Below are 26,150 nucleotides of genomic sequence, written 5' to 3'. Positions count from 1 at the left end.
CTACTGACAAGTGGCCGCTCATGAAAAAGAGCAGGCGTGCGACACGTCACAGAATCGGCAGTTCCACCCGGGCCTTGCTGGGAAGACGCCTGCCTTCACTCCGGCATCCATGGCAGCGAACACTTCTCCCACCTCTTCCTCTTGCACTTTTGATACATCGAGGGCTCTTGAGAGTCCACCGGTCTTACCCATGTACCAGTCGGCTTTCCTGACCTCGACGTTGTACACCTTCCGGGTCAGGATGGTGTACGTCTTGAGCTGGAATTTCGATCGGGTTGAACCGGTTTTCAGGTCGCGGACCCTTACGGAGTCGTCAGGCTCCTCCGTCAGCTGGTCAATGTACCCCTGGACTGGGACGCCGCCGATCTCTGCCTCTACGTGAAGTTCCAGCCCTGGAGACCCGTCAGGGGCCTTCCAGATCACAGGCCCCTTTTCGGCGGCCCATTCAACATACCGGGCAACCTGGGTGCGGCCGAGGGCATGCCGGCTTACTACGTCGGTCTCTCCGCCCACACCTCCAGCCGTCATCCAACGAGTGAGGTTGCTTTCCTTGTCGAGCGAACTGTTCGTCAGCGCAGCATAGGAGTCCGAGTAAATCTCTACAGCTTCCTCGGAAGACATCGTCCGGTCTGAGCGCTCGAAGGCTTCGCACGCTTCATGGAACGCGTTGCCTTGATGCGACCATGCAGCCGGCCGAGGTGTCACCTTCTCGATGCGGCGCAACCTGTACTGCTCGGGGCACTTTTCGTACTGGCCCGCTTGACTGACTGAACGGGTCATGCTGGCTATCCGGTCAGGGACAGCCACAGATGTTTCTTTCAGGGGGGACCTCCTTGGGTCGGTCAGGGTGTATCACATACATCGTGTAAGCGGCACAGCCGGGAAGACGCGAGCTGGTATGAAAGTGGGGTTCTTCCTCAACTACGCGGTCGGTCCAGTCACCCCCGAGGCTGACGGACAACGAGGTCAGGGCCGGAGCGTCGTCAGGGTCCAGCTCCTTATCTCCGACCATCACTAGGTAGTACGAGCCGAAGGAACTTGTCACACAGTCGATCACCAGCGACTCCGAGACATAGATCCGGCGATGGCTCTGTACAAGCATTTCCCGGATGAGAGCGAGAAGGCCCGCAGCCGTCCAGCGCACTTCCGCCGCCGCCGCGCATCCAATCATGATCATGGCTACCGTCCCCCCCTGTTCCAGCAGCAGCCAAATCCAGCCGTGCGTCCTGTTTCTGACTTTAACCTCCGGCTAGCGGAGTCCCGCACTCCGTTATTGAGTGACATGGATCACCGTCGCCAAGTGTCGTGGTTCGTACAACCAATGAGGGCCTGGACGTATCTACGTCCAGGCCCTCTCAACAGCAAGAAGCTCTGATCACTTCAGGAAGATGGCTAGCTCCCTGCCCTCCGGGCATGCCAGCAGCTGAAGCTGCTCGGGCGTGGGAGGGGCCGAATCCTCCGGCCAACGGACGACGAGGCCGCCGTCTGACGGCAGGCGGGGCAGATAGGTGAGGCGCTTGCCGTCCGGCTCCAGGTGTGCGACTTCGTCCTCCACCACGTGGCGCACGAAGGCCCTCGCGTACCGGTCGGGCTCCTTCTCCCGAAGACGTACCTGCACCAGCCTGCGCAGGCCACGGAAGACGGAGTCCCGAATCAGATCGGCCCGGTGCGGGTGCTCGCTGACGTCCCAGGGAAGGACGGCCAGGGCTTCAGCCTTGGGCCCCCTCATAAACATGTTCATGTGCAGAGCCCGGTAGCTCACAGCCTGACGCGTGACGCCGAAGCGGGTAGCGATCTTGGTGTAGTCCGGCTCCTGGAGAAGGATCTTCCGAAGCTCCAGATCATCTTCTGGCAAATCACCCACGAGGACCCCATTACTCCGCACTGCCCGGACGGTACGGGCAGGACCGCTCTGCACACAACGAGCCTTCACGTCTTCCACACAGGACTACCTGTGACCTGTGTCTCATATGTTACTCGCCTGTCCGATCTCAAGGGATCGGACACCTACGTAATAAGTGAGAGCAAGAGAGAAGACATAGACATGAACTCCTACTACCTGTAGGGGAGTTCGAAAGTGAACTTACCAGCAGCCGTCAGCCGGCCCCCCGACCGGGGCCGAGCGGTAGCCCGGTCGGAGTACATCCCGAAAACGGACCACCTGACGACCTGTCATCTACATCTGATCCCTGGGGCCAGAACTTCACCCCCCAGGGACACACTCCTTCACGAGTCCGCCCCAGCCCTCCAGGGCTGACCGGAGTCTCATCACGGAACGGTATCGGGGGTGTGCCACGCCTAGAGCCGCTTCGGTTTGCTACGTCCGGGGCTGTACCACCCGCACCGTCCGTTCCGGCCGGTGCGAACGCCACGCTCCACCAGCTCCGAAACCGTGGTCTACAAAAAGTGCCCGGAACGCGACACGCAGTAGCGACTGGGAACGGCGAATCAGACCGCGCGCCCTGGTTTTGGCTCGCTTCGCCTGCCAGGCCTGCGGTGCCGGTGAGCGCTTGGAGGTCGATCACATCGTTCCCGTGTCGCAGGGCGGCACGTGGACGCTCGACAACGCCCAGGTGCTATGTCAGCCGTGCCACAGGGCGAAGACGGTCCGGGATCGAGCCCGGTGAGTATCGGACAGGTACCGCAGGTGCAGGGCGGGGTACCCGCGTGGCTAAGAGGATGAGGCCACAGAGCGCGACAAGCCCGTTTCGGCTAATGGCAAGCCGCACGCGTAGAAGCCCTGGCTTCGAGGTGTAATCCTGGTTCGACTCCGGGCGGGGGCACAATCCGCGCCGTAAAGCGCGATGGGATTCCATAGCTCAGTTGGTAGAGCGAGGGGCTTTTAACCCCTGCGTCCTCGGTTCGAGTCCGAGTGGAATCACAGCACTTCCGGTATTTCAACAGGCAGACTGTGCCCTTGGGGGCGAGGTTCGGGTTCGAGCCCCGACCGGGAGTCAAAGAGGAGCCGGAGCATCCGGAGCCTTATGGGGTAGCTCAGTCAGGTAGAGCGAGCGGAAGTTCCACTGAGCGACTTTCGTGTGTCGGGGGTTCAAATCCCTCTCCCAACGGCTTCTCCCTTATGGGGTGTAGCTCAGTGGTAGAGCGCCGGTCTCCAAAGCCGGATGTCGCAGGTTCGAATCCTGTCACCCATGCCATCCAGGTAGCTCCTGGAATGCTCTGAAACTCCCCCTGATCAGGGGACGGATGAGCGGTGCGTTTCGTCTAGCGGCCCAGGACTCCCCCGGAGAGGGGGTAACGCCGGTTCGAATCCGGCAGCGCACATATCAGCCGGCCTGCTTAGGCAAAAGGCAAAGCCGCCTGTCCTAGGAACAGGTGTATGCGGGTTCGACTCCCGCAGCAGGTACATACGCCCGCCGATCTCGGCGGGCTTCTTCGGGTGTAGCTCAGTTGGTAGAGCACGCGCTTTGGGAGCGCGAGGCCGCAGGTTCGAGACCTGTCACCCGGACTACTTACGAGGCCCTGCGGGGCCACACAACATCAGCGACGGAGACGTTCATCGGGGGACGAGTGCACGACGACGACCAGGAGGCCGGGCCGCGACTGCGGCACACCTCCCAGCCAGGCCGGGCCGCTCAGGTCCGGCACTGGCGGCAGGACGCCGCCACGGAGCTGGAGGAGCTGCGCGACCTCTACCCGCTCATCGAGGGCCTGGAGGTGCCGCGTCTATGACTCGTGGGCCGCAGCCGAGCCCGAACGCAGCGCGCAGGAACGTTCACCCGCACGCCCGGGAACTGTCCCGTGAACCGAAGGCTCCTCGCCAGGCGCCCACGGGCCTTTCTCTGAAAACTGCCGGGGGGAAAAGGTTTTGGCTGATGTGGAGCCAGGCTCCGCAGACAGCGGAATGGACTGAGACCGACTGGCTTGAGCTGGAAATCACCGCACGTCTCGTTGATGCCCTGTATCAGGGTGACCTTCGGCAGGCGGGTGAGATCCGGCAGAGAACCGCTAAATGGGGTTCGACCGTGGAGGACCGTAACCGCCTCCGCATGAAGTTCGACGATTCCGACGAGGCCGAGGAAGATCCTGCGGAGCCGTCAGGGATGGATATGGACGAGGAGCTTTACAAGCTGCTCGGAGGCAAATGAATAGGTAGGTGGTGCCTTTGCAGACAGGGAATCTGCCCGCAGGGGTACCGAAGCCCACCGAGACCTTGGGCTACTCCATCATTCGATGGGCTCAGACATACATTGTGCAGCCGGATGGCGATCGAGCCGGCGAACCCTGGAAATTCACTCCGGAACAGCTCCGGTTTGTTCTCTGGTTTTATGCGATCCGCCCCGATGGGGGGTGGGCCTACTCAGCCGCGACGCTCCGACGAGCGAAAGGCTGGGGCTTAGCAAGACTCCATTGCTTGCAGCCCTGGCGATTGTCGAGTTCTTGGGGCCCTGCCGGTTCAGCCATTTCAACGCCTTCGGGCTTCCGGTTGGAAAGCCCGTGCCGCTGCCGGTGGTGCAGGTCGGGGCTACTGCCCTCGATCAGACGGACCAGACCCTAGACATGATTCGCGGCATGCTCTCCGAAAGTCCGGCCGAGAAAGTTTACGGCCTGGACATCGGAAAGAGCATCGTCCAATTCAAATCCGGCAAGCCCGGAAGCATTAAGCCGAAGGCCACCGCGGGCAGAACAAACGAGGGCAACCGGCCATCGTTTTGCCTTATGGACGAATGCCACCACTGGGTTTCCAGCAACGGGGGCCCCGAGTTCTTCCAGACCTTGAAGCGGAATATCGAAAAGACCACCAAGGCGGGGTCCAGGTGGGTTAGTACCACTAATGCCTATAACCCCAACGAGGATTCCGTGGCGCAGATCATCCATGAATCCGAGATGATCACGCAAGGGTTCTGGCTTTACGACTGCCTTGAAGGCTCCATCGACGTTGACGATATGCGCGATGAGGAAGCCGTCCGGGCCGCATTGGTGGAGGCCTACGGGGATGCCTCATGGGCGGATATCGACGGGCTGACCCGAACAATCCTGCATGACCGGACCACTCCGGACAGCACCTACTGTCGCTTCTTCTTCAACCAGATAGCCGAGTCCAGCGACGGTTGGATGGTCAAGGCTGAATGGGACGCCTGTGTCTCCGACACCGATCCCATCATGCCCGGAGATCAGATTGCCTGCGGTTTCGATGGAAGTATCCGAAATGACTCGACAGGAATTGTCGGCGTCAGATTGCGTGACGCCAAGCTATTCATGATCGACCTGTGGGAGAAGCCGAAACACGCAGGTGTCGACTGGGAAGTTGATGTTCTCGCTGTTGAGGCGGCTGTGCATCGCATGTTCGCTACGTACCGCGTCGAATGGATGTATTGCGATCCGCCGTATTTCCAGGAGGCTATCGGCCGGTGGGCTATCGAGCACGGCGACGACCGTGTTTACGAGTATTGGACCAACAAACCTACCCGGATGACGCAGGCCGTTGAACGCTTCCGCACGGCTGTCACGGTCAAAGACGTTTCCCACGAGGGCGATGAACGCCTCAGCCGGCACGTGCTGAATGCCGTCACCCGTGAAGTTTCCCAAGGAATCCTCATCCAGAAAGACAGCCCGAGATCGAAAAGGCGCATTGACCTAGCGGTCTGTGCGGTTCTCGCTCTGGAGGCCCGAGCTGACGCAATTGCCGATGGCCGTCTATCAATCCGAAGGAGCCGCGTAGTCGGTTTCTAACTGCGAGGTTCTATTTGATCGTACCCCCCAACGGCCATACCGCCTTCATAGGCGAACCGTCGAAACCCGTCGAGTGGCTTTCCTACCTGTACGGCAAAATGCCTGGACCGGGCTCCCCTATGCTGGTCTACGGCAACTACTACGAGGGCGAACAGCAGAAGCTAGCGTTCGCTCAGCCTCGTTATAAAACCGCCTTTCACGATGTCTTCGCCCAATGGCGCGACAACTTTTGCGGCATGATCATTGACTCTGCTAACGAGCGCATGAATGTGGACTCCTTCCGCCTCCCTGACCATGAGGGCAGCGACAAGGAAGTTCGGGAGTTCTGGCAGCGCAATTCCATGGATGCCTTCTCCTCCTCGGTGCACCTGGACGCCATGGTGGCCGGTACGTCTTACGTGCTGGTGTGGGCGGACGCCGAGGGCCGCCCGACCATAACCCCGTACTCCGGGGAACAGATGGTCGTGCAGTACAAAACCGGTTCCCTGACAGAGATCCAGGCTGCCGCCCTTTTCATCCAGGACGCATGGGGCCGTCAGATATCGACTCTGTGGACCGAGAAGTATGTCTACGAGGTCTCAGCCGGAACAACCGACTGGGAGAACGGCAAGCTGGAGAAGAACCCTCTGGGTGCCGTCCCTGTCGTCGCGTTCCATAACCGGGCCCGGCTCGGCCGGCCTGCCGTCTCTGATCTTCATAACGTCATCCCCATTCAGGATGCGATCAACAAGACGGTCACTGACGCGCTCACCGCATCTGAAACGGCGGCGTTCCCACAAAGGTGGGTGACTGGCCTGGAAATCGTGGAGGACGAGCACGGCAATCCGGTGGAACCGTTCTCCGTTGCCGCTGACAAACTCCTCCAGGCCGAGAGTGACCTAGTCAAGTTCGGCACCTTCGAGGCAGCCGACCTCAAGAACTATGTGACTCTCGTGTCCATGCTGGTTCAGCACATGGCCAGCCTTTCCAGGCTCCCGCTCCATTATTTTCTGGTCAACGGTGGAGCTTCGCCTTCCGGCGAGTCTCTTATCTCTGCCGAGGCCGGATTGGTGGCCAAGGTGAAAGAGCGCATGTTGCACTTCGGTGAGTCATGGGAACGGGTTGTCCGGTTGTGCTTCGCGGTCCTCGGTGACGCCAGGCGAAATGCCTACACCATGGAAACCATGTGGCGTGATCCGGAATACCGTACCGAAGCCCAGCACGTTGACGCGCTTCTCAAGCTGGCACAGCTCGACGTCCCGAGGGAATTCCTTTGGTCGTCGGCGGGATTCTCCGCAGCGCAAATCTCCAGCTTCCGGAAGATGCGAGTGGAGGACGCCAAGGCAGCGGCCGAGATTCAGAAGCTCGGACCGCAGCCGCAAACCGCTGGTACCGCTGTCCCCGGTGACGTGAAACCGAAACCGCCACAGGGCAACTCGGGGAACGCGAATCGCAAGATTTATGAACCTAGTCACTGACGTGCCGGAATGGTGCGTCCTTCCGAAATGGAATCAATTTGACTGAATCTGTTCCCGCAGACCAGACCGAGACCAAGCCTTCGGGCTCTCAGCCGGCTCCGCCTCCCTCCGATTCCGGTGAGGAGAAGTGGAAGGCCCTTTCCCGCGAGAACGAGCGGAAGTGGCGGGCTGCTTCCAAGGAGCTGGAGGAGCTGCGTAAGGCGCAGATGACCGACCAGGAAAAGGCGCTCGACGACGCGCGAGCGGAGGCCCGCAAGGCGACCATGTCTGAAATGGGGGCCCGACTCGCGAAGGCCGAGATCCGCGTTCAAGCCTCCAAGGCCGGTGTGGAGGCTCCCACTGATTACCTGGACCTTTCCCAGTTTCTCGGTGACGACGGCGAGACCAACGCGGAAAAGGTCGGCGCGTTCATTGCTTCGCTGAAGAATAACACTCCGAAGGGTGAGGCATTCCCTCAGCTCAACGGAGTTGGACACCACCAGTCCGGTAACGACATTACCTCGATGGACCCGACTGAACTTGCCGACCTGATTGCGGGCAAGTCCTTCATCTAGCCCTCTTCAACCCTCTACTTGTCTTGCCCTCTGTAGAGGGGTTTTTAGCAGCTCCATAGCGCGCGAAAGATCCCCCCGCGGGGGGCTTTCTTATGCCCTGGAGCGCTTTTGCCACTAACCACCCACCACTTCAACCTCAACCCGCGACAGGTCACCATCGCGGCACTCGGTCTTCTTGACCGACAGCTCACACTGGGCGGCCTTCCGGCCCGTTACTCGGAACTCAGTTTTACGGGCGGCCTCGGTGACGTGATCAACGTTGACCGTGAGAGCCGGGGCATTCCGGTGCAGGCTGCGGGCATTACCGCACCTATCAAGAACCCGATTACCGGCGATAAGAACCGGCTTGCTGCCGCTTCGGATCGCCCTCTGCCGGCTGATCCCCGTCTAGCGCCCCAGGGATTCATCAGCGAGTCCCGTTTTCCGGTTCAGCTCTCGACGCTGGCTCAGAACTCGACGGTTCTGAGCATGGAGCAGATCGCCTTTGACCTGCGGCAGTTCGGCGCGCAGGTTCTGACTAAACTAACTCGGGGTTTTGCCGAGTATTTTGATGACACCACGGCCGCCTTCATCAAGGCCAACATCACCCGATCCGGCCTCACGGCCGCTCAGCAGAAAGCGGTTGGCGGCGACGTAGCAGTTACCATTCCTGCGGCTGACGGCACGGCCGCGAACATGAGCGCCCGCGCTCTTGCTCTCCGGGCCGCTCTCGTTGATGCACGAATGGCTATGAATCTGGCACAGGTTCCGACTTCGGAGCGGTATCTTATTGCCGGTCCCGAGGTCGAGGCCATTCTTCTGAAAGATCCGGAATTCGTGGCGGTTGACTACAGCGGCGACACGAATGCGCTGCGCCGGGCGATCATCGGCCGAATCTATGGTTTCGACATCGTCATTCACAACTCTTTCGGCCTGGAAGCTTACCTCTTCCACAAGTCGGCCATGCTTCTGGTCAGCGCTTGCCCTGCCATCCCGATGGGTGCCGTTCAGGGAAGCATTCAGAACATTAACGGTATCGCCACCCGCATGTTGATCGATTACGACTACGGGCGGAAAGCGGACACTATCGGGCTCGACACCATGTATGGCCTTTCTACCGTTGCGGAGGACCCCGACTATTCCGTTCGGGGCACGGCTATCGGTGAGAAGTTCGTGCGAGGTCTCAAAATCGCGATCACGGAAACCGCCCCCTCGGGAGGCTGATAGGGGGTGGCTGTGGCACTGGCTACCGCCCAAGATGTGGTCCTTCGGTCGGCAGAGCCGATCCCCGATGAAGCCCTCCCTCGCATCGAGGCGTTCATCGCGGACGCCACAGGGCTCATAGAGGACTACTGCGGACGAGATTTGTACCGGAGGACGGGGGAGACCTTGAGTCTCTACCCGTCTGACAGTGCGGTCCTTCCGATCCCCTCCCGGTACACGACGGCTCTCCTGGTCTCGGCCGTCTCGGTCGACGGCCAGGAGGTCATCGACTGGACGATGCAGCGGGGGCGGCTCCTCCGCGATTCGGGCTGGGGCCAGCAGCTCGTTGCCGTGTCGGGCTCCTGGGGGTACGAACGCGTCCCGGCCTCCCTCACCGGGATCGTCTGCGCGGAGGTGCTGCGCTGGCTCGGCCTCACCCCCGGGGCCGAGTCGGAACGGGTTGGAGAGGTCGAGATCCATTTCGCTGACCCGGGCTCCGGCCTCTCCCTCTCCCCCGCTACGCGGCTCGCTCTGAGGCCGTACAAGCGCATGGCAGCGGGAACGCTGACCGTTCGGCGTGAGACGCCCGCCCTCGATCTCAGGGGGCCCCATGTACTTCGCCATTGAACCGGTGGACGTCTGGCGGGCCCCCCGCGAGGACAACGCCTACACGTCACGCCCCGACTGGGGCCAGGCCGTCAAGGTCTGGTCCGGGCCGGGCTCCGTCCAGCCGGACAAGAGCTACGAGGCCTTCACCCCTTCCCGGGACTCCGTGACCGAGCGCGTAACCGTGTTCCTGCCCCTGGCGGCGGTTGTGGGGCCCGCAGATCGTCTGACAGTCCGAGGCCATTCGTACGAAGTCGACGGGGAGCCGAAGCGGCTTCTCCAGACCTCACGGCGGCACACCCGCATTACGGCCTGGAGGGCGATCAAGTGACCACTCCCAAAGCGCGTATGACCTTCCGAGCCGGCTGGGAGACGCAGGTGTTCGGTCTCCCCGGAACGCAGCGGCTCCTTCTTCACGCGGTGGCGCGCATCGAGGCGTATGCCAAGGGCGACGCCCCGCGCCGTGAGAACGCTGGACGCCGGACTGGCCGTCGCACGTCTTGGACCTCGATCCGGAACAACATCGTCTCCGCCGTGCACATGGACGCAGGCGGTTGGTACGGCGCGGTTATCACCGAGGCCGACCCCCGCGTACGTCATGCGATGCTCACCCATCAGGGCTTCCGTGACCGGGCCGGGAGACGGCACCCCGGCAGGCGCTTCCTGAAGGGTGCACTCCTGAAGGCGAGGATGTGATTGCGCATAGACCCGGTTGACTTCCTCGTCGCCTTCCTCCGGTCTCAGCCCGGTATTCCTGGCACAGCCCCGAAGGGCGATCTCACCCATCACACGTACGGCGATACCACCGTGTATCTGGAGCCATCCGGCGGTTTCCGCATGGTTCGGGACCGGATGGACCGCGTGGATATCGAATATGACGTGTACAGCCTGGACCGTAAGGCGTGCATCGATCTCGCTCTGACGGTACGGGAAGCACTGCTAGAGGTTCTGCCGAACAACACGGTAGACAGGGCCCTGGTACTCGACGTTGAGGATATCCAGTTCCCGACGTACTACCCCGACAAGAACTCTCGTGAGCATGTTTACGGCGGAGAGCTATCCGTCTTCTTCGCAGCTGGCTAGCTGACCCACCTACTTCTTCAGGCCCCCTCCGCGGGGCCTTTTTTTATGCCCTTTTGGAGGCTGCATGGCGAACGACGCCAAGAAAATTCGTTTCGCTCCTAACGGTGCGCTCTACATTGCGCCCGCTCCTGTCGAGGGGGCTTCCGGCGGCACTACCGTGCCGACAGGCCTGGGCGATCCTGATACCCCACCGACCGGTTACAAGGCGCTCGGCTATGCCGACGAGTCCGGGGTGACTCTGACCCCTGCTATCGAGACGCAGCCGGTAAACGCGTGGCAATCCGCAGTGCCGGTTCTCTACAGCGTCACCGGGGCTAGCTTCTCCATCAAAGCAGTTCTGCTTGAGACCAACGAAATCACCACGGAACTGTTCTTCGGTGCGCAGTGGGTTGAGGTGATGTCGGAGAACCCGACGCCGGTAGGTACCGGAGTTTTCAAGCTGGATCTTTCCAGCACCCCGGACCTGAAGGAACTTTCACTCGTCGTGGACTGGAACCAGGCGGGCATTCGATATCGATGTGTGATCACCCGGGCCATGATTTCCGACCGTGGAGCGATCCAGCTCAACCGTACGGAGCCCGGCAAATTCGAGCTGACGCTTGAGGCCCTGGACTTCAAGGGCAACCTCGGAACCATCTTCACCAACGACGACATCGCCGCCGCCTAGCCCTTTCCTGCCCTTCTCCGCCTTCCTTTCCCAGTTCTGTAGGAGCCGCCTGTGTCCAATAAGAAGAAGCACAAGAAGAACGTTTCCCGTAATCCTGCCCCGAACAAGGTTTCCGCTCAGAAGGCGGAGGCCCTGGCCGAGGGCCTGGTTTTCGAACACCGCGATGTGACGTTCACGGTCCGCCCGGTGGGCAAGTATCCGGTGGCCGTTCTGGAGACGGACGACGAGGTTGAGGTTCTGAAGCTCATTCTCGGCAAGGAGCAGTGGGCCGCCTATCTCGATACCGAGCCGACCCTTGACGACCTCCCTGAGTTTCTGGAGAAGTTCTCTGTTACTGCGGGTGGAGACGACGCGGCGGGAAACTGATCGCAGCCGTCCGGGCCATGCAGGAATACCCGGACGAACTTGAGGCCGATCTCCTCGAATTCTTCCAGGTCGACATCCTTGACTTCTGGCGCGGCCGGCTGTCCCTGCGCCGTATCGGCGTGCTCATCAAATCACTTCTCCGAAAGCCCGGTCGGAGTCTCCTCCTCCAGGCACTCGACGAGAAAGCAGAGTGGGACGAGTCGACCTATCTCCTGGCTCGTTCGTCGGATGCTCTGGAGCTGACGAACCACCTGCTTCTCAAAGCGCATTTCGATCCGGCACAGACCAAGGATCTCCCGCTTCCCCCGAAAATTCCCCGCCCCGGCGAAGACGAGCCGGCTCCTGAAGTTGAGATGTCCTCCCCGCAAGAGGTCATGAGTCTCTTTCAGGTGATGAACAGCCTTTAGGAGGTGCCCTCATGGCTTCCGAAGGCCGTGGTTCCATCCGTGTGGGAACGGGACATGTAGAAGTCGTCCCCAGGATTCCCCAGGACAGCAAGACAGAGCTTCGCACCGAACTGGTCCACGTCATGGAGCAGGCCGGTGCGGCTTCGGGCAAGGCTTACAAGGCCGCTGCTACCAAGGCGGTGAAGGGGACTTCCGAAGCGGTCGAGAAGGAAGCGAAGAAGGCTTCCGCCGCGACGAAGAAGGAGGCCCGGGAAACCGAGGCCGCCCTTAAGCGGGCTGAGCAGTACGTTACCCGGGAAGCGGGCAAGGAAGCCGCCAAGCGGCTGAAGACGTACGTTAAGGCGGAGAAGGACAAGCGGCAGGCCACCGAGGGCCTTTCGGCGGTGCTGAAACGTCTTTCCCAGCAGGCCATCAAGGATACTCGCGCCGAATCCAAAGCGAAGATCAAGGCCGTTGAGGATGCCAAGAAGGCTACCGAGAAGGCAGAGAAGGCAAAGGCGACGGCCGCCGTTGCGGCCACGCGCGAGGCCGAGAAGGCAGAGAAGCATCGTACAACCGAGCACGGCAAGGAGAGCCGTCTCCGGATGGCTCAGGAGCGGCACGAATCCGCGCAGTCCCTTACCGCGATCCGGGAAAGGCAGCTCCGCCAGAAAGAGGCGGACCGTGTACGCCTCCTAGCCGTGAAGGAGCAGAGCGACGCAGCACGCGCCGCGCATCTGCGGCGGCTTGAGGAAATACGAGAGCAGAGCAGCCGGCAGAAGCTAGCCAATGACGCGGCGACGGCTGCGATAAAGCAGCAGATTCTTCTTTCTCAGGCTGCGGCCCGGCAGATGCGTGACGCCGTGTCCGGTATTCAGCGGGATACGCGTCTTCATGCTCAGGGCATCCGCAATGACATCTCGGCACAGCAGGCACAGCTCCGGGACCTGCGTACGCAGATGCGTGACGCACGCCGACAGATCAGCGGTACGTCCACGACTACAACTCAGGTAGTCCGGGGCATCAGCCGAGAACTTCGTGGCGTGGGGACATGGTTCGACAATATCGGCCAGTCCATCAACGAAGCCGGGAACATCCTCACAACCAAGTTTCTGGCCCCGCTAGCTCTCGCCGGTACCACTCTGGCGACCATCGGTGTGAAGTCTGCTGACGCCCGGCTCCTCGGACAGCTCGGCCTTTCCGCTTCCGGCGTTTCCAAGGGCCAGTCCGCAGACCAGATGAACCGTATTCAGAACTACGCGATCGACACTCCGTTCTCGATCGACGTCATGCACGAATACCAGATGAAACTTATCCGGTCCGTGGCGGGCTCCGATAAGCGCTGGTTCTCCGAAGATCCGGACGTGAAGGGCAAGGCCGCCGATAAGGCAGCCGGCCAGGCAACGGACTTGATTATGGCTATCGGTGACTCGATGGCCCGTGCCGGTAACCTCAACCCGACTCAGTTCACTCGCGCTATGTACGCGATGGACATGATCATGGATATGGACCGGGCGCCCACGAAAAACGTGAGACAGCTCATCGCGTCCACGGGTATCCCTGCCGCTGAGCTTGCTCACCTTCTCGGCTTCCCCGACTCCGAAAAAATGTACAAGGTGATGGGCACTCCGGCCGCAAAGGGCGGAGGCATTACCGGTAAGTCCATCATGGACAGCATGCTGAATTACTGGGATCCCACCAAGTACAAGGGAGACCAGAAAACAGGCGGGTCCGTTGGCTACGCGCAGGCGATGACGAATGAAACCATCACCGGCCGTATCCAGCAGATGAAAGAGCGCGCGACTTACGAGTTGGGCAACTTGTTCATCGAGGAAGACGAAGACGGATCGCTCAAATACTCGGGTCTGGGCGAGCAGCTTATGGGCCGGGACATTGTGGAGTACGGCGAGCGAGGCAACGTTTCCCGCAGGGCCCACGAGGATGGGCTAGTCGACAAGGTCCAGAACATGGCGCGGGATTACGCGCCGATGGTTCCGGTCTTCCTGGAAAAGTTCTTTGAAGCAGTCGACAACTTCGCAGACATGATCAACAGCGTCGTCGGATTTTTCCGCGAGCACGACGAATTCGTACAGCTCGGGGAATCCATAGCCGACTTCCTTGTGGAGTGGGGACCGCTCATCCTGGCCGTGGGGCTCCTGTCCAAGGTGCTCGGCAAGACAATCGGGATCGTGGGGAGACTCCTCTCCCCCGCTGCCGCCCTGGTTCAGGGTGCGGCCCGGGGCATCCGAGGAACAGGGCGACTCAGGTCCCAGGTCAACACCAGTGCCACCGCCTACCAGGATGCCCGTGCCAGCGGGCAGGGCAGCCGAGAAGCGCGACGGACGGCGAATACCGCCTACCGCGAGGAGCGGGCCCGGCAGCGCGGCGACAACGACCGCCGTGGAGTCGGGCAACGGGTCACGGACCGCCTGACCGGTGACCGTACGGACCTCACCCGAGGACGGCGGGAGCTGGCCGAAATGGAGCGCCAGGCCCGCGCCGTCGAGGAGCGTGTGGAGGAGCTGCGCGCCGAGCTGCGTGCCGTGGACGGCCAGACATTCCGTCAGGTCCAGGCTGCGCTAGCCGGGGGCTCGACCTCGGTCCAGGGCTCGGCCCGTCAGGCACAAGGTGCGGCGGGAAATCTTCAGACGGCCATAGCCGATATCAACCGGGCTTCTCTGGCAGCGATCCGCCAGGAGGCGGACCAGGTCGAGGCCGCTGTGAAGAAGGTGACCGAGGAGTTCGGCCAGGCCCGGACGAAGGCGGCGTCCCTCAACACGTCGAAGCTCGACCTGGTGACCGGTGAGGCCCGGAAGCTCTCTGCTGCGGCGGAGGCGACCGGCAGGAACGTCACGTCGGTCAACACCAGGGTCGGAAACCTCAACGGCCGGGATCTCAAGGGCGTCACTGGCTCGATGGACGGCCTCCGTGCCATGTCGGAGCGGACAGCCGGCCGGATCGGTGACGGAGCCAATTCATCTTCCGTTTCCGGCCGTACAGCCAATCTGAACAAGCGCAGGTTGACCGATGTCATTGCGGAGTTCCGGAAGCTGTACGAGCGGGCTGACGACGCCTATAAGAAGGTTGGTCAGGGTACGGGGGCCGGTTCGCTGGCAGGCCGTATCGGTCTGCTCAACGGCCGTTCCCTCAAGGCTGTGACCGAGCGCGTTGACGACCTCGCCAAGTCGCTGCGTAAAGCGGCGGACGCCAGTGACGACCTGGACGGCGGTCTGGGCCGGATCTCCAACCGTTCCCCCGGTGGGGGCAGCGGCAGCGGCGGGAAGAAGCCGAAGGGCCGTGCCCGTGGTGGTGTCGTTCCGGGCTACGCCCCGTGGGTGGACAGCGTTCCTACGATCCTCTCCCCCGGCGAAGGCGTGTTGCGGCCGGAGGTGACGGCCGCGATCGGTGAACCCACCATCAACGCGTGGAACGAGTTGGCCATTCGTGGCCGTATCTCGCGCCGTGCCCGGGGTGGGGTTGTCGGCAGCTCCGGGGGCGGACGGTTCTCCCTCGATGAGCTGAAGCAGTACGTCGACCTGAATTACGGCCTCGTCCAGCACGGCCGGTCAGCTGTCGACACCATGCGCCTGGGCTCGACGTCCGATCCACTCGGGGGCCCGGTCCAGGGCGGCATCCTCGGGACCGGCGACCGCTCCTCTGCCTTCATCGGGCGGGGGGTGGCCTCCAACTTCCGGGGGGTTTACGACTGGATCACCCGGGACGTCTTCACGCTGATGAAGAAGGTCCCGACGATTGTGGGCCAGGCTGCTGGTGTTCTCGGCGGGGCCATCACTCCCACGCTCGGAGAGTTTTTCTGGTCGGACGTGTGGAAGGGCAGGGGCAACATCGTCGAGCGCGGACAGGATTTCCTTTCCAACACGTTCTCGATGAAGACCCTGGCGAGTGTCAGCTCGGATCTACTCGGAGGCTTGTGGGACTCCGGGAAGTCCATTGCCGGTGTGATTGCTGATCCTATGGGGGCAGTTACCGAGGGAATCAGCGGCATCTACGACACTGTGGCGACTTCGTACAACTCTTTCATCGACATGGTGGGAGTCGTTCGAGATATCAGAAATTCTCCTCTCGACTACGCTTCGCGCGTCGCGGGCGGAATCGTTGATAACGCCCGGGAGTCCATGCCCAACTTGGAAGGTCTTTTCGACTTCAAGAAGGGCGAGAAGGTCAGCACTGATCAGTCCGCGGACCTGAGCAATCTGTTTAGCGTCACACCCTCGAAACAGGGTGATGCGGTGACTCGATGGATTCCTGTGATCAAGCAGGCCCTTGCGGCTCTCAACTTGCCCGACAGTCACATTCCGCTGATCCTTCACCGGATCGGCGTGGAGTCCGGGGGTAACCCGAACGCCATCAATAATTGGGACATCAACGCTAAAAATGGCGTCCCGTCCCAGGGGCTGATGCAGACCATCCCGCCGACGTTCAACGCGTATGCGGGTCCGTTCCGGAAGCTGGGAATCACGAATCCACTCGCCAATATTTATGCGGGCATCAACTACGCCATGAACAGGTATGGCGTCGGATGGACTCGGGCCCTTTCCGGGACGATGGGATACGCCAAGGGAACCCTATCTGCTTCTCCTGGCCTCGCGGTTGTCGGCGAACAAGGCCGAGAGCTTATCGATTTCGGCGGCGGCGGTCAGCGGGTCTACAACAACGCTGAGACGGAATCTCTTCTGGGGAGGAAGTACGAAATCCATATCCATGAGGCCAAGAACGAACCTACGCCGCAGGCAGTAATGCGGGCCCTTCAGCAGGCGGAGGCCCTTTACGCAAGCATCTAAGGGGGTCTTATGCCTGTACCCGCACTGTCGGCGCCGGTGGTAAACAGGCCAAACGTGTTTGCCCCGGCGCCGGTGAAATGGCAAACCACACATGTAACGCTTATCGGAAAGTCGGGCCGCGGTGAGGAAATAGACCTCACCGGGTTCGCCGGTAAAGCTTGGCCCGGCGTTTTCATCCAGCCGGGAGCCACGGGGCTCGACGCCCCTCCCTTTGCCGTGTTCTCCGATGACAGTCCGAATCTCGACGGGTCCATGTTCCGCTCGGCCCGTGCAAGTGCCCGCGAGATCATGATTCCGGTGTATCTCCACGGCATTGACCGGCAGACGATCAACGGGCTGAAACGCAAGTTCTTCCAGGCACTCAATCCGTCACAGGGATACTGCCTTCTCCGGTTCACCGAGGGTGGCATTACGAGACAGCTCACGGCCTACTACAAGGGAGGCATGGAAGGGGCCGAAGGAGTCGACACATCGGGTTTCACGTGGACTCGATACGGACTGACATTCACCGCTATGGATCCGTGGTATTACGCCACCTCCCAGTATGTAGAGCGCTGGTCCTTCGGCACGGGCGAGCCGTTCCTTCACCCTTCAGGCCTCTTCCCTCTCCGCATCGCTGAGGGCGTCATGGGCGGCATTGGCGACCTGTACGACCTGACGAACCCCGGCGACATCGAGGCGTGGCCCGTATGGACGCTGAAAGGCCCGATCAAGTCTTTTGCCCTCACTCATACAGATGGGCGGACCATCAAGGCTTCTGCCCTTCCCAGCGGGCTCGATCTCATCCCAGCCGGCCGAGTCGTCACCATCGATACGCGCCCCGGAAAGAAGACGGTCAAGGACGACATCGGAACGAACTTCTGGCCGCTCCTCGATGTGAACCCGGGCTTCTGGCAGATAGACCCCGGTGTCTCTCAGGCCTCAATCAAAATCGTCACGGGTTCCGGAAACGCATCCGTGGCACTGGCTTTCTACCCGAGATTCGCAAGCTACATGTGATGGAGGCGTATGGGATACCGCGTGGAAGTGATCGACAGGAACTTGAAGCGAGTGGGCGAGATCGACTCGTGGATCTCCCTGGACTTCTCTGTACGGCTTTCCCAGGAAGGAATCTGGCAGCTCCTCATCAAGGACGGGACTCCGCAGGCCGCCATGATTCAGAAGGGTGGCGGCATTGTCATCTGGCAGGACGGAGTCAGTAAACCCGTCCTCTCCGGGCAGGTTGATTCCTATCAGAAATATTGGACGAAGCTCCAGCACACAGGGCCCGGCAGTCTTTACATTGCCGGGAAGTGCCATAACTCTCTTGCCTACCGACGCCTCCTCTTCCCTGATCCGGCTAAGCCAGTTTCACAGCAGTACCTAGCCCGTGGAGCAAGCCGCCCCATTCGGGCCGCTGAAGGAGCCGGCCACCTCATCTATGACGAGGTCAACAAATCCATGGGCCCTGCGGCCCTTACCGACCGACGTATTACCAACCTGAACCTGACCGACTCTGCGGTGGGCCTCGGAATTGGAGATACCGTCCGGTTCGATGGCCTCGGAGAAAAATTGGAAGAGTGGTGCAAGGAACGCAGCGTCGCCTACCGGTTCATTTACAACCCGGTAACACAAAAGATCGATCTTGAGATTTTCACCCCGAAGGACCGCTCTAAGGGTGTCCGCTTCTCCCCGGATCTCGGAAACCTCACCGAATACATCTGGACGCTGTCGTCCCCGAAGGTCACCCGGGCAATCGTGGGCTGTGCCGGTGAAGGAAAAGACCGGTACATGAAACAGAAGATCGATACGGCTTCCGAGGCAGAGTGGGGCATGCAGATCGAGCGGTTCATTGACCGCCGAGACATCCCAGTCAAGACGAACATGACCACTGGCCAGCCGATGAAATCCGATCCTGAGCTGACAGCGGATGAGTACACGGCCGTACTCACTTCCATTGATGACGCGTTGACCACCGCCCTCACCGAGGGCGAGAAGAATGGCAATTTTCAGATTTACCCGATCGACACGAACTCTTGCAAATTCGGCAGGGACTACTTCGTGGGCGACATCGTCACAGTTGCCGTGGACGGCACGGAATACAGCGATGTTGTCCGCGAGGTCACTATCTCCGTGGATGACGGCGGCACCGCGACGGAGATCCGTCCGAAGATCGGTGAACAGGGCAGCGGTGAACCGCTCAACCTGTACAAGACGGTATTTGAAATGCAACGGAAGCTGGACCGGCTTCAAGCGAGGATGTGACCCTTGGCAGAGATCAGCTATCCGTTCAATGCGGCCGATACCGCAACAGGCGCGACGAACCTCGTATCGGAAACGCAGTGGCAATCGATGGCCCGCATGTGGGGAGGGGACCGTATTGACCGGTCCCTTACCGGCCAGGCTAGTGCGGCGACCTTGCCGTTCTCCGGCAAGGTCGTCAACGTCTCCACAGTCCAGATCAGCCCGGGTAAGGCATTCGTGGGTGGGTTCTACTACGAATTGACCTCCGCTCTCAATCTGACTGTCGCTGCGAATACGGCCAACACGCCCCGCAAGGACCTCGTGGTCATTCGGGCGGACATGTCCAAGCCTGCGGTGAACTTGGCTATCCGTAAGGGCGTGAATGCGGCCACGCCTCTTGAGCCGGCTCCGGTCAGACAAGCGGGCGGCGTATGGGAGATGCCTCTCTACGAGATCACTCTTCCAGCTAACGGGGGCCTTCCCACTGTGGCGTCACGCGGGCCCTACAACATTCCCGATCCTGTCGCCTATCCCTGGAATGCCAGCGCTTCCGCGGCTCTTATGCCCAAGAATACTTTCGCTTACGACATGGACAACAATGGCCCGGAGGAGATCACCGAGTATTTCACCTACTCGGACAAGCCCCGTGTGGCTCGGCAGCTAGGCCCGACGCGTAAGTACACGCCGAGCCTCGTGAATGTTGCGCCGCTCACGGCAGGGATCGCAACTAGGACGGGACGCTATCGGTGGATCAGCCCCAACACCGTCTGGTTTAGCGTGCGAGTTTCAACGCCCGTAGAGATCAAGCACCTTGACTCTAGCTGGTATGTCGGCATTGCACTTCCGGTCAAGGCTTCCGCTGCCACGGGCCAGACGTTTCACGGCCTGGTTCAGAACACCGGCCCTCGACAGGCAGCCTCCGGCCTGCCGAACTATTTCCAGCTAACCGGATGGGTTCCTGTGGGTTCGCCAACCAACACATGCATTCTTCTCTACCCGAACCCGAACACCTCCTCAGCCGGCCTCGACGGACTTCCCAAACTCCCGCCCAGTTCGAGCCTTGTCATTTCTGGTGTCTACGAGGCCGCTGACTTTCCACAGTAAGGAATATTGATTTGGCACGTAATCTCTTTGGCGGTACATCAGCAGACGCAGCAGAAGACGCATCAGGCGCACGGATACCGGGGGTGGTCGGCACCCTTTGGGACGGGCCTTCCGAGGGGGCCGCACAGGTAACGGATCTCCTTGACGCGGACCATGCGCCCATGTCCACGGTCATATCCGATGCTGACGGCATGATCCCGCCCTTCTGGGGCCCGGAAGCCGCAGAGAAGTTGTGGATCACCTTCGGGGTCACGCGGGTCGCCCTCGTCGCCACGAATGCGGGTGAACGCCTGGCGGACCACGTGGCCGCGCCGGACCCTCACGGGTCACAGGCTGCGTCCTCGGCGGAGCTTGCTGCCCTGCGTGGCACTCCGGGCGGTCTGGCCACCCTCGATGGTCTCGGTCAGGTCCCGGCGGACCAGCTCCCCGTTCTCGCTCCCGTAATGCTCGACTGGGTCAGCGTCACAGCAGCCCCCTACGGGGCTACCGGCGACGGGATCACGGACGACACAGCAGCCATCCAGGCCGCCATCAACGCAGCCGGTATCGGCGGAGTCGCCTACCTCCCCCGGGGCGTCTACCGGACGTCTGCGCCGCTCGACCTTCCCCGGGGAGTCACGCTCACCGGGTCTCACTCGAATCTGATGGTCGGGCCTGGAATGAGCCAGGCTGACTATCCCTGTTACATCCAGGCTCTCCCCAGTTTCACCACCGGGGCCATGATCACCATCATTGGTGATGCTGACGGAAGCCATCCCGCCATTAGTGGCGAACAGCGACTCTACAACATCATGCTGGACGGCTCTCAAGTGAAGTCGGGGAACCTCGACGGCATTTACGCAAAGGGGAACGTTCAGAACGTCGTACTGAGAGACGTGTGTATCCGCGACATGCCGAACAACGGCATCATCACCGGCAGGAACGCGGCGGGTGAACTTCCTTACTCCTGGCGTCTCCATTCGGTCATGGTGGACAACTCACACAGCAACGGATATGTATTCGAGCGCAATACAGACTTGACCATGATTGATTGCCAGGCAATTGGCTGCTGGGCCGTAGGCTTCAAAATCACCAACTGTGCGAACAGCACTTTTATCGGATGTAGGGCCGAGTGGACCGGCTCCCACGGAATGCATTTCACGGGCGCGTGGGGTAACTGGCCGGGCAGTGGTTCCGCCACTGTTTCCGCCTGTTCCACCGATCGCTGCGGGCAGGACGGTGTTCGTATTGACGCCAGCGGGAACAGCCCTTTCATCGTTTCCGCACTTATGACCCGGCGGGATGGCCGCAATGGTGGCGCTGGCGGTGGCGGGTTCGCGGGGCTCGCTCTGCTCAACCGTGCTCCCGTCCTGGTCAACGGGCTTACGTGCTACGTGGGGACGGATGACGCCGGGACAGCGGGAACGTCCCCGGAATACGGGCTTCGTGTAGCCGGTGCCCGTGATGTGACGGTGGTCGGCGCGTATCTCCACGGCACAACTGCCGGTGTCTTCCAGGAAGGTACAACCGAGCGCATCCGACTGACCGCAATCACCACTGTGGCAGGCAGCAACTATGCAGAAGACCGTGTCCAGTCGGCCGCATAGGAGTCCTATGACCTTTACTCAAGCTCTGCCCGTCCTGGGCACTCTCGCCTCTCTTATCGCTGCCCTTGTGGTTGTTCTCGCCGCTTACCGGACGAGTGCCGCGAGGGTTTGGCGCGAGGAGGCCGAAGCGCAGAAAGAGCGCGCTGACCGCCTGGCGGGCGATCTCACGGAGATCAAGAACCGTCTCTCTCGTATCGAGTCTGAGAACGCCCGCCTGATCGCTCTGCTAACCGCTCTCGATCCATCTCGCCTGGCTGTTATCCGCCTGGCCACCAACCACCCTACGGAGGATTGAATTTGGCAACCCCGATGACGGCTGCGCAGATTGTTGCGCAGCTCAAGAAGTTCGGCATTCCATTCAAGGAGTTCAAGAGCTGGAAGACGTACAACCGAAACCATAAGGGCCCGTGGGGGCCCGTTCACGGCTTCATGGTCCATCACACGGGCTCTGACTCGAAAGACCAGCGAGCGCTTCTCTACGACGGCTTCACGGCCCTTCCCGGGCCGCTCAGTCACTTCGGTCTCGCTCAGGACGGCACTGTCCACCTGATCGGCTGGGGCCGCGCGAATCACGCGGGCCTCGGTGACGACGACGTCCTCCAGGCCGTCATCAACGAGAAGCCTCTCCCTCCGGACAACGAGTCCAACACTGATGGCAACAGGCACTTCTACGGCGTTGAGATTTGGTACAGCGGCAGTCACCGCATGTCAGATTCCCAGTACGCGACCCTTCGCCGGCTCGCGGCGGCGGTCTGCGACTTCCACGGCTGGACCGAGAAGTCAGTGATCGGTCACGGCGAATGGGGCTCCCCCGGGAAGTGGGACCCGGGCATGGCCCCGGGAAAGATGATGGACATGGGGAAGGTCCGGTCCGACATCAAGACCATCCTGGCCGAGGGCAAGCCGACCACCCCCAGCAAGCCGAAGCCGGTCAAGCCCAAGCCACCGGCCTTCCCCGGTCGCGGGTACTTCCGGCCCGGTGCGAGCAACGGCTACGTCACCCAGCTCGGCAAGCAGCTCGTGAAGAAGGGCTACGGCCGCTTCTACTCGGTGGGTGCCGGTCCCACCTGGACAGGATCGGACCGGGCCGCCGTGAAGGCCTTCCAGAAGTCGCAGGGCTGGACGGGGGCCGATGCGGACGGCTACCCCGGTCCCTCGACCTGGTCCCGCCTGTTCTCCTGATCCGCTCTACCTGAAGGTGCTGAGAAAGAATTAATAACTTCGTGTCGCGCTACGGCGCTCGGATCTACGCGGCCCTGGCCGCGCTCCTGCCCCTCTGCCTCCAGCTGTGGCCATCGGTTCCGTGGGAGGCAGTCCTAGCCGCGTCTGCGGCCCTTCTCGGTACCGGCGCTGCGGTTGCGTGGCACGAGGACACCAAGACAATCCGGGCCCTATATCAGGAGAGCCCTTTCGTCAAGGAGGTCAACCACTCGAACGAGTGATCAGAAGGTTGTTGATCTTGCAATCGGTTTTGCCTGGATAGCTTCTCGCCATGGGTTGGAAACGGATCAGCACAGGCACCGGGTTTTCCATGGCTTCCCGAGTGCAGGAGGACGCCGTCAATAGGGCGGAGGCTGCCCGGCTCGCCGGAGACGGAGAGGAGGTTGATCGGATGGAACAACGGGCGGACAACGCAGCGGACGCCATGGGCGAGTACAAGGAAGACAAGTACGGCAGCTAGTCAAACTGCTGCCTCACCGTTGTTGAGAAACGCAAAAAGGGCCCCCCTCCGGTTGGAGGGGGGCCCTTTTTCTGTACCTGGGTTCAGATAAGTCCAAGGCGCGCAATCTCCGCATCGGCCCACCGGCCGGCTGCGGCCTCGTCGCCAGAGTCACGTATCTCGCGAGTAAGTCCGTACAGCTCTATGGTTTCGACGGCCCATCGGGTTTGTCCGGACTCAGGATCTTTGAACTCGGTGAGGCTAACGCTTTTTCCCTCCCGCTCAGTGTGCCGGATGGGTTCAGCGACTGCTATCAGTCGCATCTTGTCCAGCTTCCGTATCTCAGGCGAGAGGGGTCTTGCCGCGCTGATCCCGTTCGGGTCGGCCATCTTGGAATTGTTCATAACGCACCCCGGGCCCCGCCGTTTCTACGGCGGGGCCCTTCTTTTCGTTCCACTGGCCCTCGGAAACTGACGCGGGCCCCCGTGAATGTCTGACTGGTCAGCGTCCACGATACGGCTCCGGGGCCCCACTTCCCAATCCTTTGCCGGCTCGGTAGAGCGGCAGAGTTAGACCCACTTTTGTTGATCTTCCTTGGGGTCCATTAAAGGGCTGTCAGAAACGCACCAAGCAGGGGCAGTTACGCGCACCGAAACGGATAGCGGGTCTCTCAGGCCCCGGGGGTGACAGGCACGACTCGAACGCTTCTGACGTCCTCCAAGGGCTCCAGTTCCTCCGCATGCTGCCTCGCGCTCCGCTCGTCGTACGCCACGACGGACACGCGCTCTCGGTCGCCCTCGACCCAACGGACCTTGAAGTTCCTCAACTCCTCTCCTCGATGAGAACCATGGTTGTGGGATGCATTAGCGTCCAGTGGCCAGCACACCCCTGACACATGTTGTGGATAGTGACCCTCCCACCTCGTGTCTCTTCAACCTGACAAGTGGCTGTCCGAAGACACAGCCCCGTGCCGTCTTCGGTCAGGCCGTTTCCGGAATCACACTGCGCCATCTCGGCTACCTCTCATTGGTTGGGAAGCCGCTGCCACGAACTCGCTTCACTGAAGTACACCCCTGCCGCGCTGGCCGGCTAGCTGTGACATATCTCCATTGGTGACGGTGATGGACTCACCCTATTTACTCATTCGCGCCGGGACAAGGGCGAGTGTCGAGGTCAGCGGCCCGTATGCCGGACCTTATTTTGTTTGGCAGTACACTCACGACGTCCCCTCTCCCTCTCCTGATACCAGAACCTTCAACGTGTCGGAGATATCGCCGAGGCTCGTCGTCAGTTCGTCCCACATCGCATCTTTCTCGTCGGTCTCATACTCTTTCGGATGGTCGAAAGCCCTCTCCATCTGGGTCAGCATTTCCTTGAAGACCTCCCACTGTTCCTTGAGCTGTTCGAAAGGGTTCCCCTCTCCGGCGACCTCGTAGACAGCCTCACGGAGGACATGAACTTTCTCCGTGAATTCCTCAGAGATCAGTCCTCCCTCGGCCAGGGAGTCAAGGGAGTCCAGGAACTTGAAGAGTTCGCTGCCTTCCTGAATCTCGGAAACTGTTTCCGCAGCGGTTTCGTAACTGAACAGCGGACCATCCCGGAACTCGTTGGACCAATCCGTGATTTCGTCAAAGGCCGGGCGTCGCCGGGACTTCTTGGTCAGCGCCTCGATGCGGGCAATCTCGCTCACTATGCGTGTCTCATTCTGCTAGTTCTGGCTACCACGGGCGGGTTTCGGGCACTCCGTACCACGGGTGGTGATGGTCAGTAAGGCAGCTCCGACAGATCGGCTGCGAACAGATCCGGCAGGAGGTCTCACCGGGGACTGCTCCGCAGCGGTGGCAGTCGGAGGGCGGGGGCGCCTGGCTCTCTGAACGGCTACTCACGCCCTTCTCTCCATCCACGCCTCGTCCTCGACCAGGGCCTCCCGGTACCGCCGTTCGTGGCCCTGGAGGACCTTACGAGCGCCCTCTTCATCACCGGGCCCGACAATGGAATCCTGGATGACCTTGATCAGGATTTCCCGGCGTCCCTCCAGCCGGCCAAGGAGTCGAGACTTCGCCGCCGCTGTCGGCTTCTTCTCGGCCCTCTCAGCCTGCACGGCCAGGCCGACCGTGGTGGCCAGGCCGGACGCGTACGCCTTGCCGTGATCGGCCTCCAGGCCGCTGCATACGGCCTCTCTCGCTACCCGATACACGCTGTCCCTCTCTCGTGTGGCTCACGCGGGACCAGGGCGACCATCTACCTACTTGCTGTCTGCTGCCATGTCGGAGACCGTGGCAGGCTCCTCGACCCCAGGGGCCTTGCTCTCCGCCAGGTGCGGGAGGGCCCGCGTAAGAGCCTCCTTCTCCTTGGCCTCCGCGTAGGCCTCCCTCCAGGCCTTCGGGATGCGGCCCCGGTCAGGGATCGACTCCCCGCCGATCAGGTGGCCGGACTCCTTCGCCCACCGGCGGACAGCCGTTGCGTCCGGTCCGTCATCCTTCTTGGCAACCCTGCCGGGCAGCATGGGCTGACCCGGGGTGGTGTCCTCGGCTTTCTCCACGTACACCTGAAGCGCCTCCCGGATTTCGTGCGCCTGCTTCAGGAGACCTGACAGCCTCTCCTGTTCCCCCGGGGTGAGATCGATTCGGTACTTCCGGTCATCTACCTCGAATTCCTGGACCTCCACCCCTTCCTTCTCCCCTGTGATGTCACACACTCGGATCTGCTGAAGTGCCATTGTGGCCCCCTCCTTGGGTGTCGCCCTGCGGTACGGAATTCTTTCATGTCTCGCCCGAATCAGG

General features: G+C 61.3%; 28 protein-coding genes and 6 tRNA genes. 28 read left to right on the top strand and 6 right to left on the bottom strand.

Features of this window, described 5'->3' with window-relative positions; genetic code table 11:
- Positions 1–18: 18 nt before the first annotated feature.
- Positions 19–807, bottom strand: a complete 789-nt coding sequence (locus ACZ60Q_RS27340; protein ID WP_469639828.1) for a RecB family exonuclease — start codon at positions 805–807, stop codon at positions 19–21.
- Positions 808–1,375: 568 nt separating this feature from the next.
- A complete protein-coding gene (locus ACZ60Q_RS27335) occupies positions 1,376–1,942 on the bottom strand; it encodes a hypothetical protein (protein ID WP_469639826.1) in 567 nt (188 codons plus the stop codon).
- Between the two features lie 526 nt (positions 1,943–2,468).
- Here ACZ60Q_RS27335 and ACZ60Q_RS27330 point away from each other — a divergent pair.
- From ACZ60Q_RS27330 to ACZ60Q_RS27195, 28 genes are all read left to right on the top strand, one after another.
- On the top strand, positions 2,469–2,627 hold the full coding sequence (locus ACZ60Q_RS27330) for an HNH endonuclease (protein ID WP_469639824.1): 159 nt from the start codon (positions 2,469–2,471) through the stop codon (positions 2,625–2,627).
- A gap of 181 nt (positions 2,628–2,808) precedes the next feature.
- Positions 2,809–2,881, top strand: a tRNA-Lys gene (locus tag ACZ60Q_RS27325).
- A gap of 102 nt (positions 2,882–2,983) precedes the next feature.
- A tRNA-OTHER gene (locus ACZ60Q_RS27320) sits at positions 2,984–3,065 on the top strand.
- Between the two features lie 14 nt (positions 3,066–3,079).
- Positions 3,080–3,155, top strand: a tRNA-Trp gene (locus ACZ60Q_RS27315).
- 56 nt (positions 3,156–3,211) lie between these two features.
- Positions 3,212–3,282 (top strand) — tRNA-Leu (locus tag ACZ60Q_RS27310).
- Positions 3,283–3,291: 9 nt separating this feature from the next.
- Positions 3,292–3,364: transfer RNA gene (locus tag ACZ60Q_RS27305), tRNA-Leu, on the top strand.
- Positions 3,365–3,393: 29 nt separating this feature from the next.
- Positions 3,394–3,466, top strand: a tRNA-Pro gene (locus tag ACZ60Q_RS27300).
- 62 nt (positions 3,467–3,528) lie between these two features.
- Positions 3,529–3,690 (top strand): hypothetical protein, encoded by a 162-nt coding sequence (locus ACZ60Q_RS27295; RefSeq protein WP_397751241.1) that lies wholly within the window; start codon positions 3,529–3,531, stop codon positions 3,688–3,690.
- Positions 3,687–4,106, top strand: coding sequence for a phage terminase small subunit (locus ACZ60Q_RS27290; RefSeq protein WP_469639821.1), 420 nt, complete (start codon positions 3,687–3,689; stop codon positions 4,104–4,106). The genes ACZ60Q_RS27295 and ACZ60Q_RS27290 overlap by 4 nt, the downstream gene beginning before the upstream one ends.
- A gap of 262 nt (positions 4,107–4,368) precedes the next feature.
- Entirely contained in the window at positions 4,369–5,691 is a 1,323-nt protein-coding gene (locus tag ACZ60Q_RS27285) for a hypothetical protein (RefSeq protein WP_469639819.1), read from the top strand.
- Between the two features lie 14 nt (positions 5,692–5,705).
- Positions 5,706–7,148, top strand: coding sequence for a phage portal protein (locus ACZ60Q_RS27280; protein ID WP_469639817.1), 1,443 nt, complete (start codon positions 5,706–5,708; stop codon positions 7,146–7,148).
- A gap of 38 nt (positions 7,149–7,186) precedes the next feature.
- A complete protein-coding gene (locus tag ACZ60Q_RS27275) occupies positions 7,187–7,702 on the top strand; it encodes a hypothetical protein (RefSeq protein ID WP_469639815.1) in 516 nt (171 codons plus the stop codon).
- Positions 7,703–7,810: 108 nt separating this feature from the next.
- Positions 7,811–8,905 (top strand): phage major capsid protein, encoded by a 1,095-nt coding sequence (locus tag ACZ60Q_RS27270; RefSeq protein ID WP_469639814.1) that lies wholly within the window; start codon positions 7,811–7,813, stop codon positions 8,903–8,905.
- A gap of 165 nt (positions 8,906–9,070) precedes the next feature.
- Positions 9,071–9,511 carry a phage gp6-like head-tail connector protein gene (locus ACZ60Q_RS27265; protein WP_469639812.1) on the top strand — a complete coding sequence of 147 codons (441 nt, stop codon included), beginning with the start codon at positions 9,071–9,073 and terminating at the stop codon, positions 9,509–9,511.
- Entirely contained in the window at positions 9,495–9,821 is a 327-nt protein-coding gene (locus ACZ60Q_RS27260) for a hypothetical protein (RefSeq protein WP_469639810.1), read from the top strand. Before ACZ60Q_RS27265 ends, ACZ60Q_RS27260 begins: the two co-directional genes overlap by 17 nt.
- A 17-nt stretch (positions 9,822–9,838) precedes the next feature.
- Positions 9,839–10,186: a hypothetical protein gene (locus ACZ60Q_RS27255; protein ID WP_469639808.1), complete on the top strand. Its 348-nt coding sequence runs from the start codon at positions 9,839–9,841 to the stop codon at positions 10,184–10,186.
- Positions 10,187–10,573, top strand: coding sequence for a hypothetical protein (locus tag ACZ60Q_RS27250; RefSeq protein WP_469639807.1), 387 nt, complete (start codon positions 10,187–10,189; stop codon positions 10,571–10,573).
- 64 nt (positions 10,574–10,637) lie between these two features.
- Positions 10,638–11,240 carry a phage tail tube protein gene (locus tag ACZ60Q_RS27245; RefSeq protein ID WP_469639805.1) on the top strand — a complete coding sequence of 201 codons (603 nt, stop codon included), beginning with the start codon at positions 10,638–10,640 and terminating at the stop codon, positions 11,238–11,240.
- Between the two features lie 51 nt (positions 11,241–11,291).
- Positions 11,292–11,606 carry a hypothetical protein gene (locus ACZ60Q_RS27240; protein WP_469639803.1) on the top strand — a complete coding sequence of 105 codons (315 nt, stop codon included), beginning with the start codon at positions 11,292–11,294 and terminating at the stop codon, positions 11,604–11,606.
- Between the two features lie 17 nt (positions 11,607–11,623).
- A complete protein-coding gene (locus tag ACZ60Q_RS27235) occupies positions 11,624–12,013 on the top strand; it encodes a hypothetical protein (protein WP_469639801.1) in 390 nt (129 codons plus the stop codon).
- Positions 12,014–12,024: 11 nt separating this feature from the next.
- Positions 12,025–16,794: a lytic transglycosylase domain-containing protein gene (locus ACZ60Q_RS27230; protein WP_469639799.1), complete on the top strand. Its 4,770-nt coding sequence runs from the start codon at positions 12,025–12,027 to the stop codon at positions 16,792–16,794.
- A gap of 9 nt (positions 16,795–16,803) precedes the next feature.
- Complete coding sequence (locus ACZ60Q_RS27225; protein WP_469639798.1) at positions 16,804–17,793, top strand: phage tail family protein; 990 nt, start codon at positions 16,804–16,806, stop codon at positions 17,791–17,793.
- Between the two features lie 21 nt (positions 17,794–17,814).
- Positions 17,815–19,038: a siphovirus ReqiPepy6 Gp37-like family protein gene (locus tag ACZ60Q_RS27220; RefSeq protein ID WP_469639796.1), complete on the top strand. Its 1,224-nt coding sequence runs from the start codon at positions 17,815–17,817 to the stop codon at positions 19,036–19,038.
- A gap of 3 nt (positions 19,039–19,041) precedes the next feature.
- The gene (locus tag ACZ60Q_RS27215; protein ID WP_469639794.1) at positions 19,042–20,121 is read left to right on the top strand and encodes a hypothetical protein; all 1,080 of its coding nucleotides are present in this window, start codon (positions 19,042–19,044) and stop codon (positions 20,119–20,121) included.
- A gap of 161 nt (positions 20,122–20,282) precedes the next feature.
- Complete coding sequence (locus ACZ60Q_RS27210) at positions 20,283–21,707, top strand: right-handed parallel beta-helix repeat-containing protein (protein ID WP_469639792.1); 1,425 nt, start codon at positions 20,283–20,285, stop codon at positions 21,705–21,707.
- Positions 21,708–21,714: 7 nt separating this feature from the next.
- On the top strand, positions 21,715–22,002 hold the full coding sequence (locus ACZ60Q_RS27205; protein ID WP_469639791.1) for a hypothetical protein: 288 nt from the start codon (positions 21,715–21,717) through the stop codon (positions 22,000–22,002).
- A 2-nt stretch (positions 22,003–22,004) separates the two neighbouring features.
- Positions 22,005–22,889: a peptidoglycan-binding protein gene (locus ACZ60Q_RS27200; RefSeq protein ID WP_469639789.1), complete on the top strand. Its 885-nt coding sequence runs from the start codon at positions 22,005–22,007 to the stop codon at positions 22,887–22,889.
- Between the two features lie 349 nt (positions 22,890–23,238).
- Positions 23,239–23,388, top strand: a complete 150-nt coding sequence (locus tag ACZ60Q_RS27195) for a hypothetical protein (RefSeq protein WP_469639787.1) — start codon at positions 23,239–23,241, stop codon at positions 23,386–23,388.
- Positions 23,389–23,471: 83 nt separating this feature from the next.
- Here the strand turns inward: ACZ60Q_RS27195 and ACZ60Q_RS27190 are convergent, their stop codons facing one another.
- The 4 genes from ACZ60Q_RS27190 to ACZ60Q_RS27175 all read right to left on the bottom strand — a co-directional run bounded on the left by ACZ60Q_RS27190 (position 23,472) and on the right by ACZ60Q_RS27175 (position 26,086).
- On the bottom strand, positions 23,472–23,756 hold the full coding sequence (locus ACZ60Q_RS27190; protein ID WP_469639785.1) for a hypothetical protein: 285 nt from the start codon (positions 23,754–23,756) through the stop codon (positions 23,472–23,474).
- A gap of 827 nt (positions 23,757–24,583) precedes the next feature.
- Positions 24,584–25,057 carry a hypothetical protein gene (locus ACZ60Q_RS27185; RefSeq protein ID WP_469639783.1) on the bottom strand — a complete coding sequence of 158 codons (474 nt, stop codon included), beginning with the start codon at positions 25,055–25,057 and terminating at the stop codon, positions 24,584–24,586.
- 192 nt (positions 25,058–25,249) lie between these two features.
- Entirely contained in the window at positions 25,250–25,564 is a 315-nt protein-coding gene (locus ACZ60Q_RS27180; protein ID WP_469639781.1) for a hypothetical protein, read from the bottom strand.
- A gap of 48 nt (positions 25,565–25,612) precedes the next feature.
- Positions 25,613–26,086, bottom strand: coding sequence for an Lsr2 family DNA-binding protein (locus ACZ60Q_RS27175; RefSeq protein ID WP_469639779.1), 474 nt, complete (start codon positions 26,084–26,086; stop codon positions 25,613–25,615).
- Between the last annotated feature and the right edge of the window lie 64 nt (positions 26,087–26,150).

This window comes from Streptomyces sp. NPDC104313, from assembly GCF_055583985.1.
This window is presented reverse-complemented; position numbering and strand designations above follow the sequence as displayed.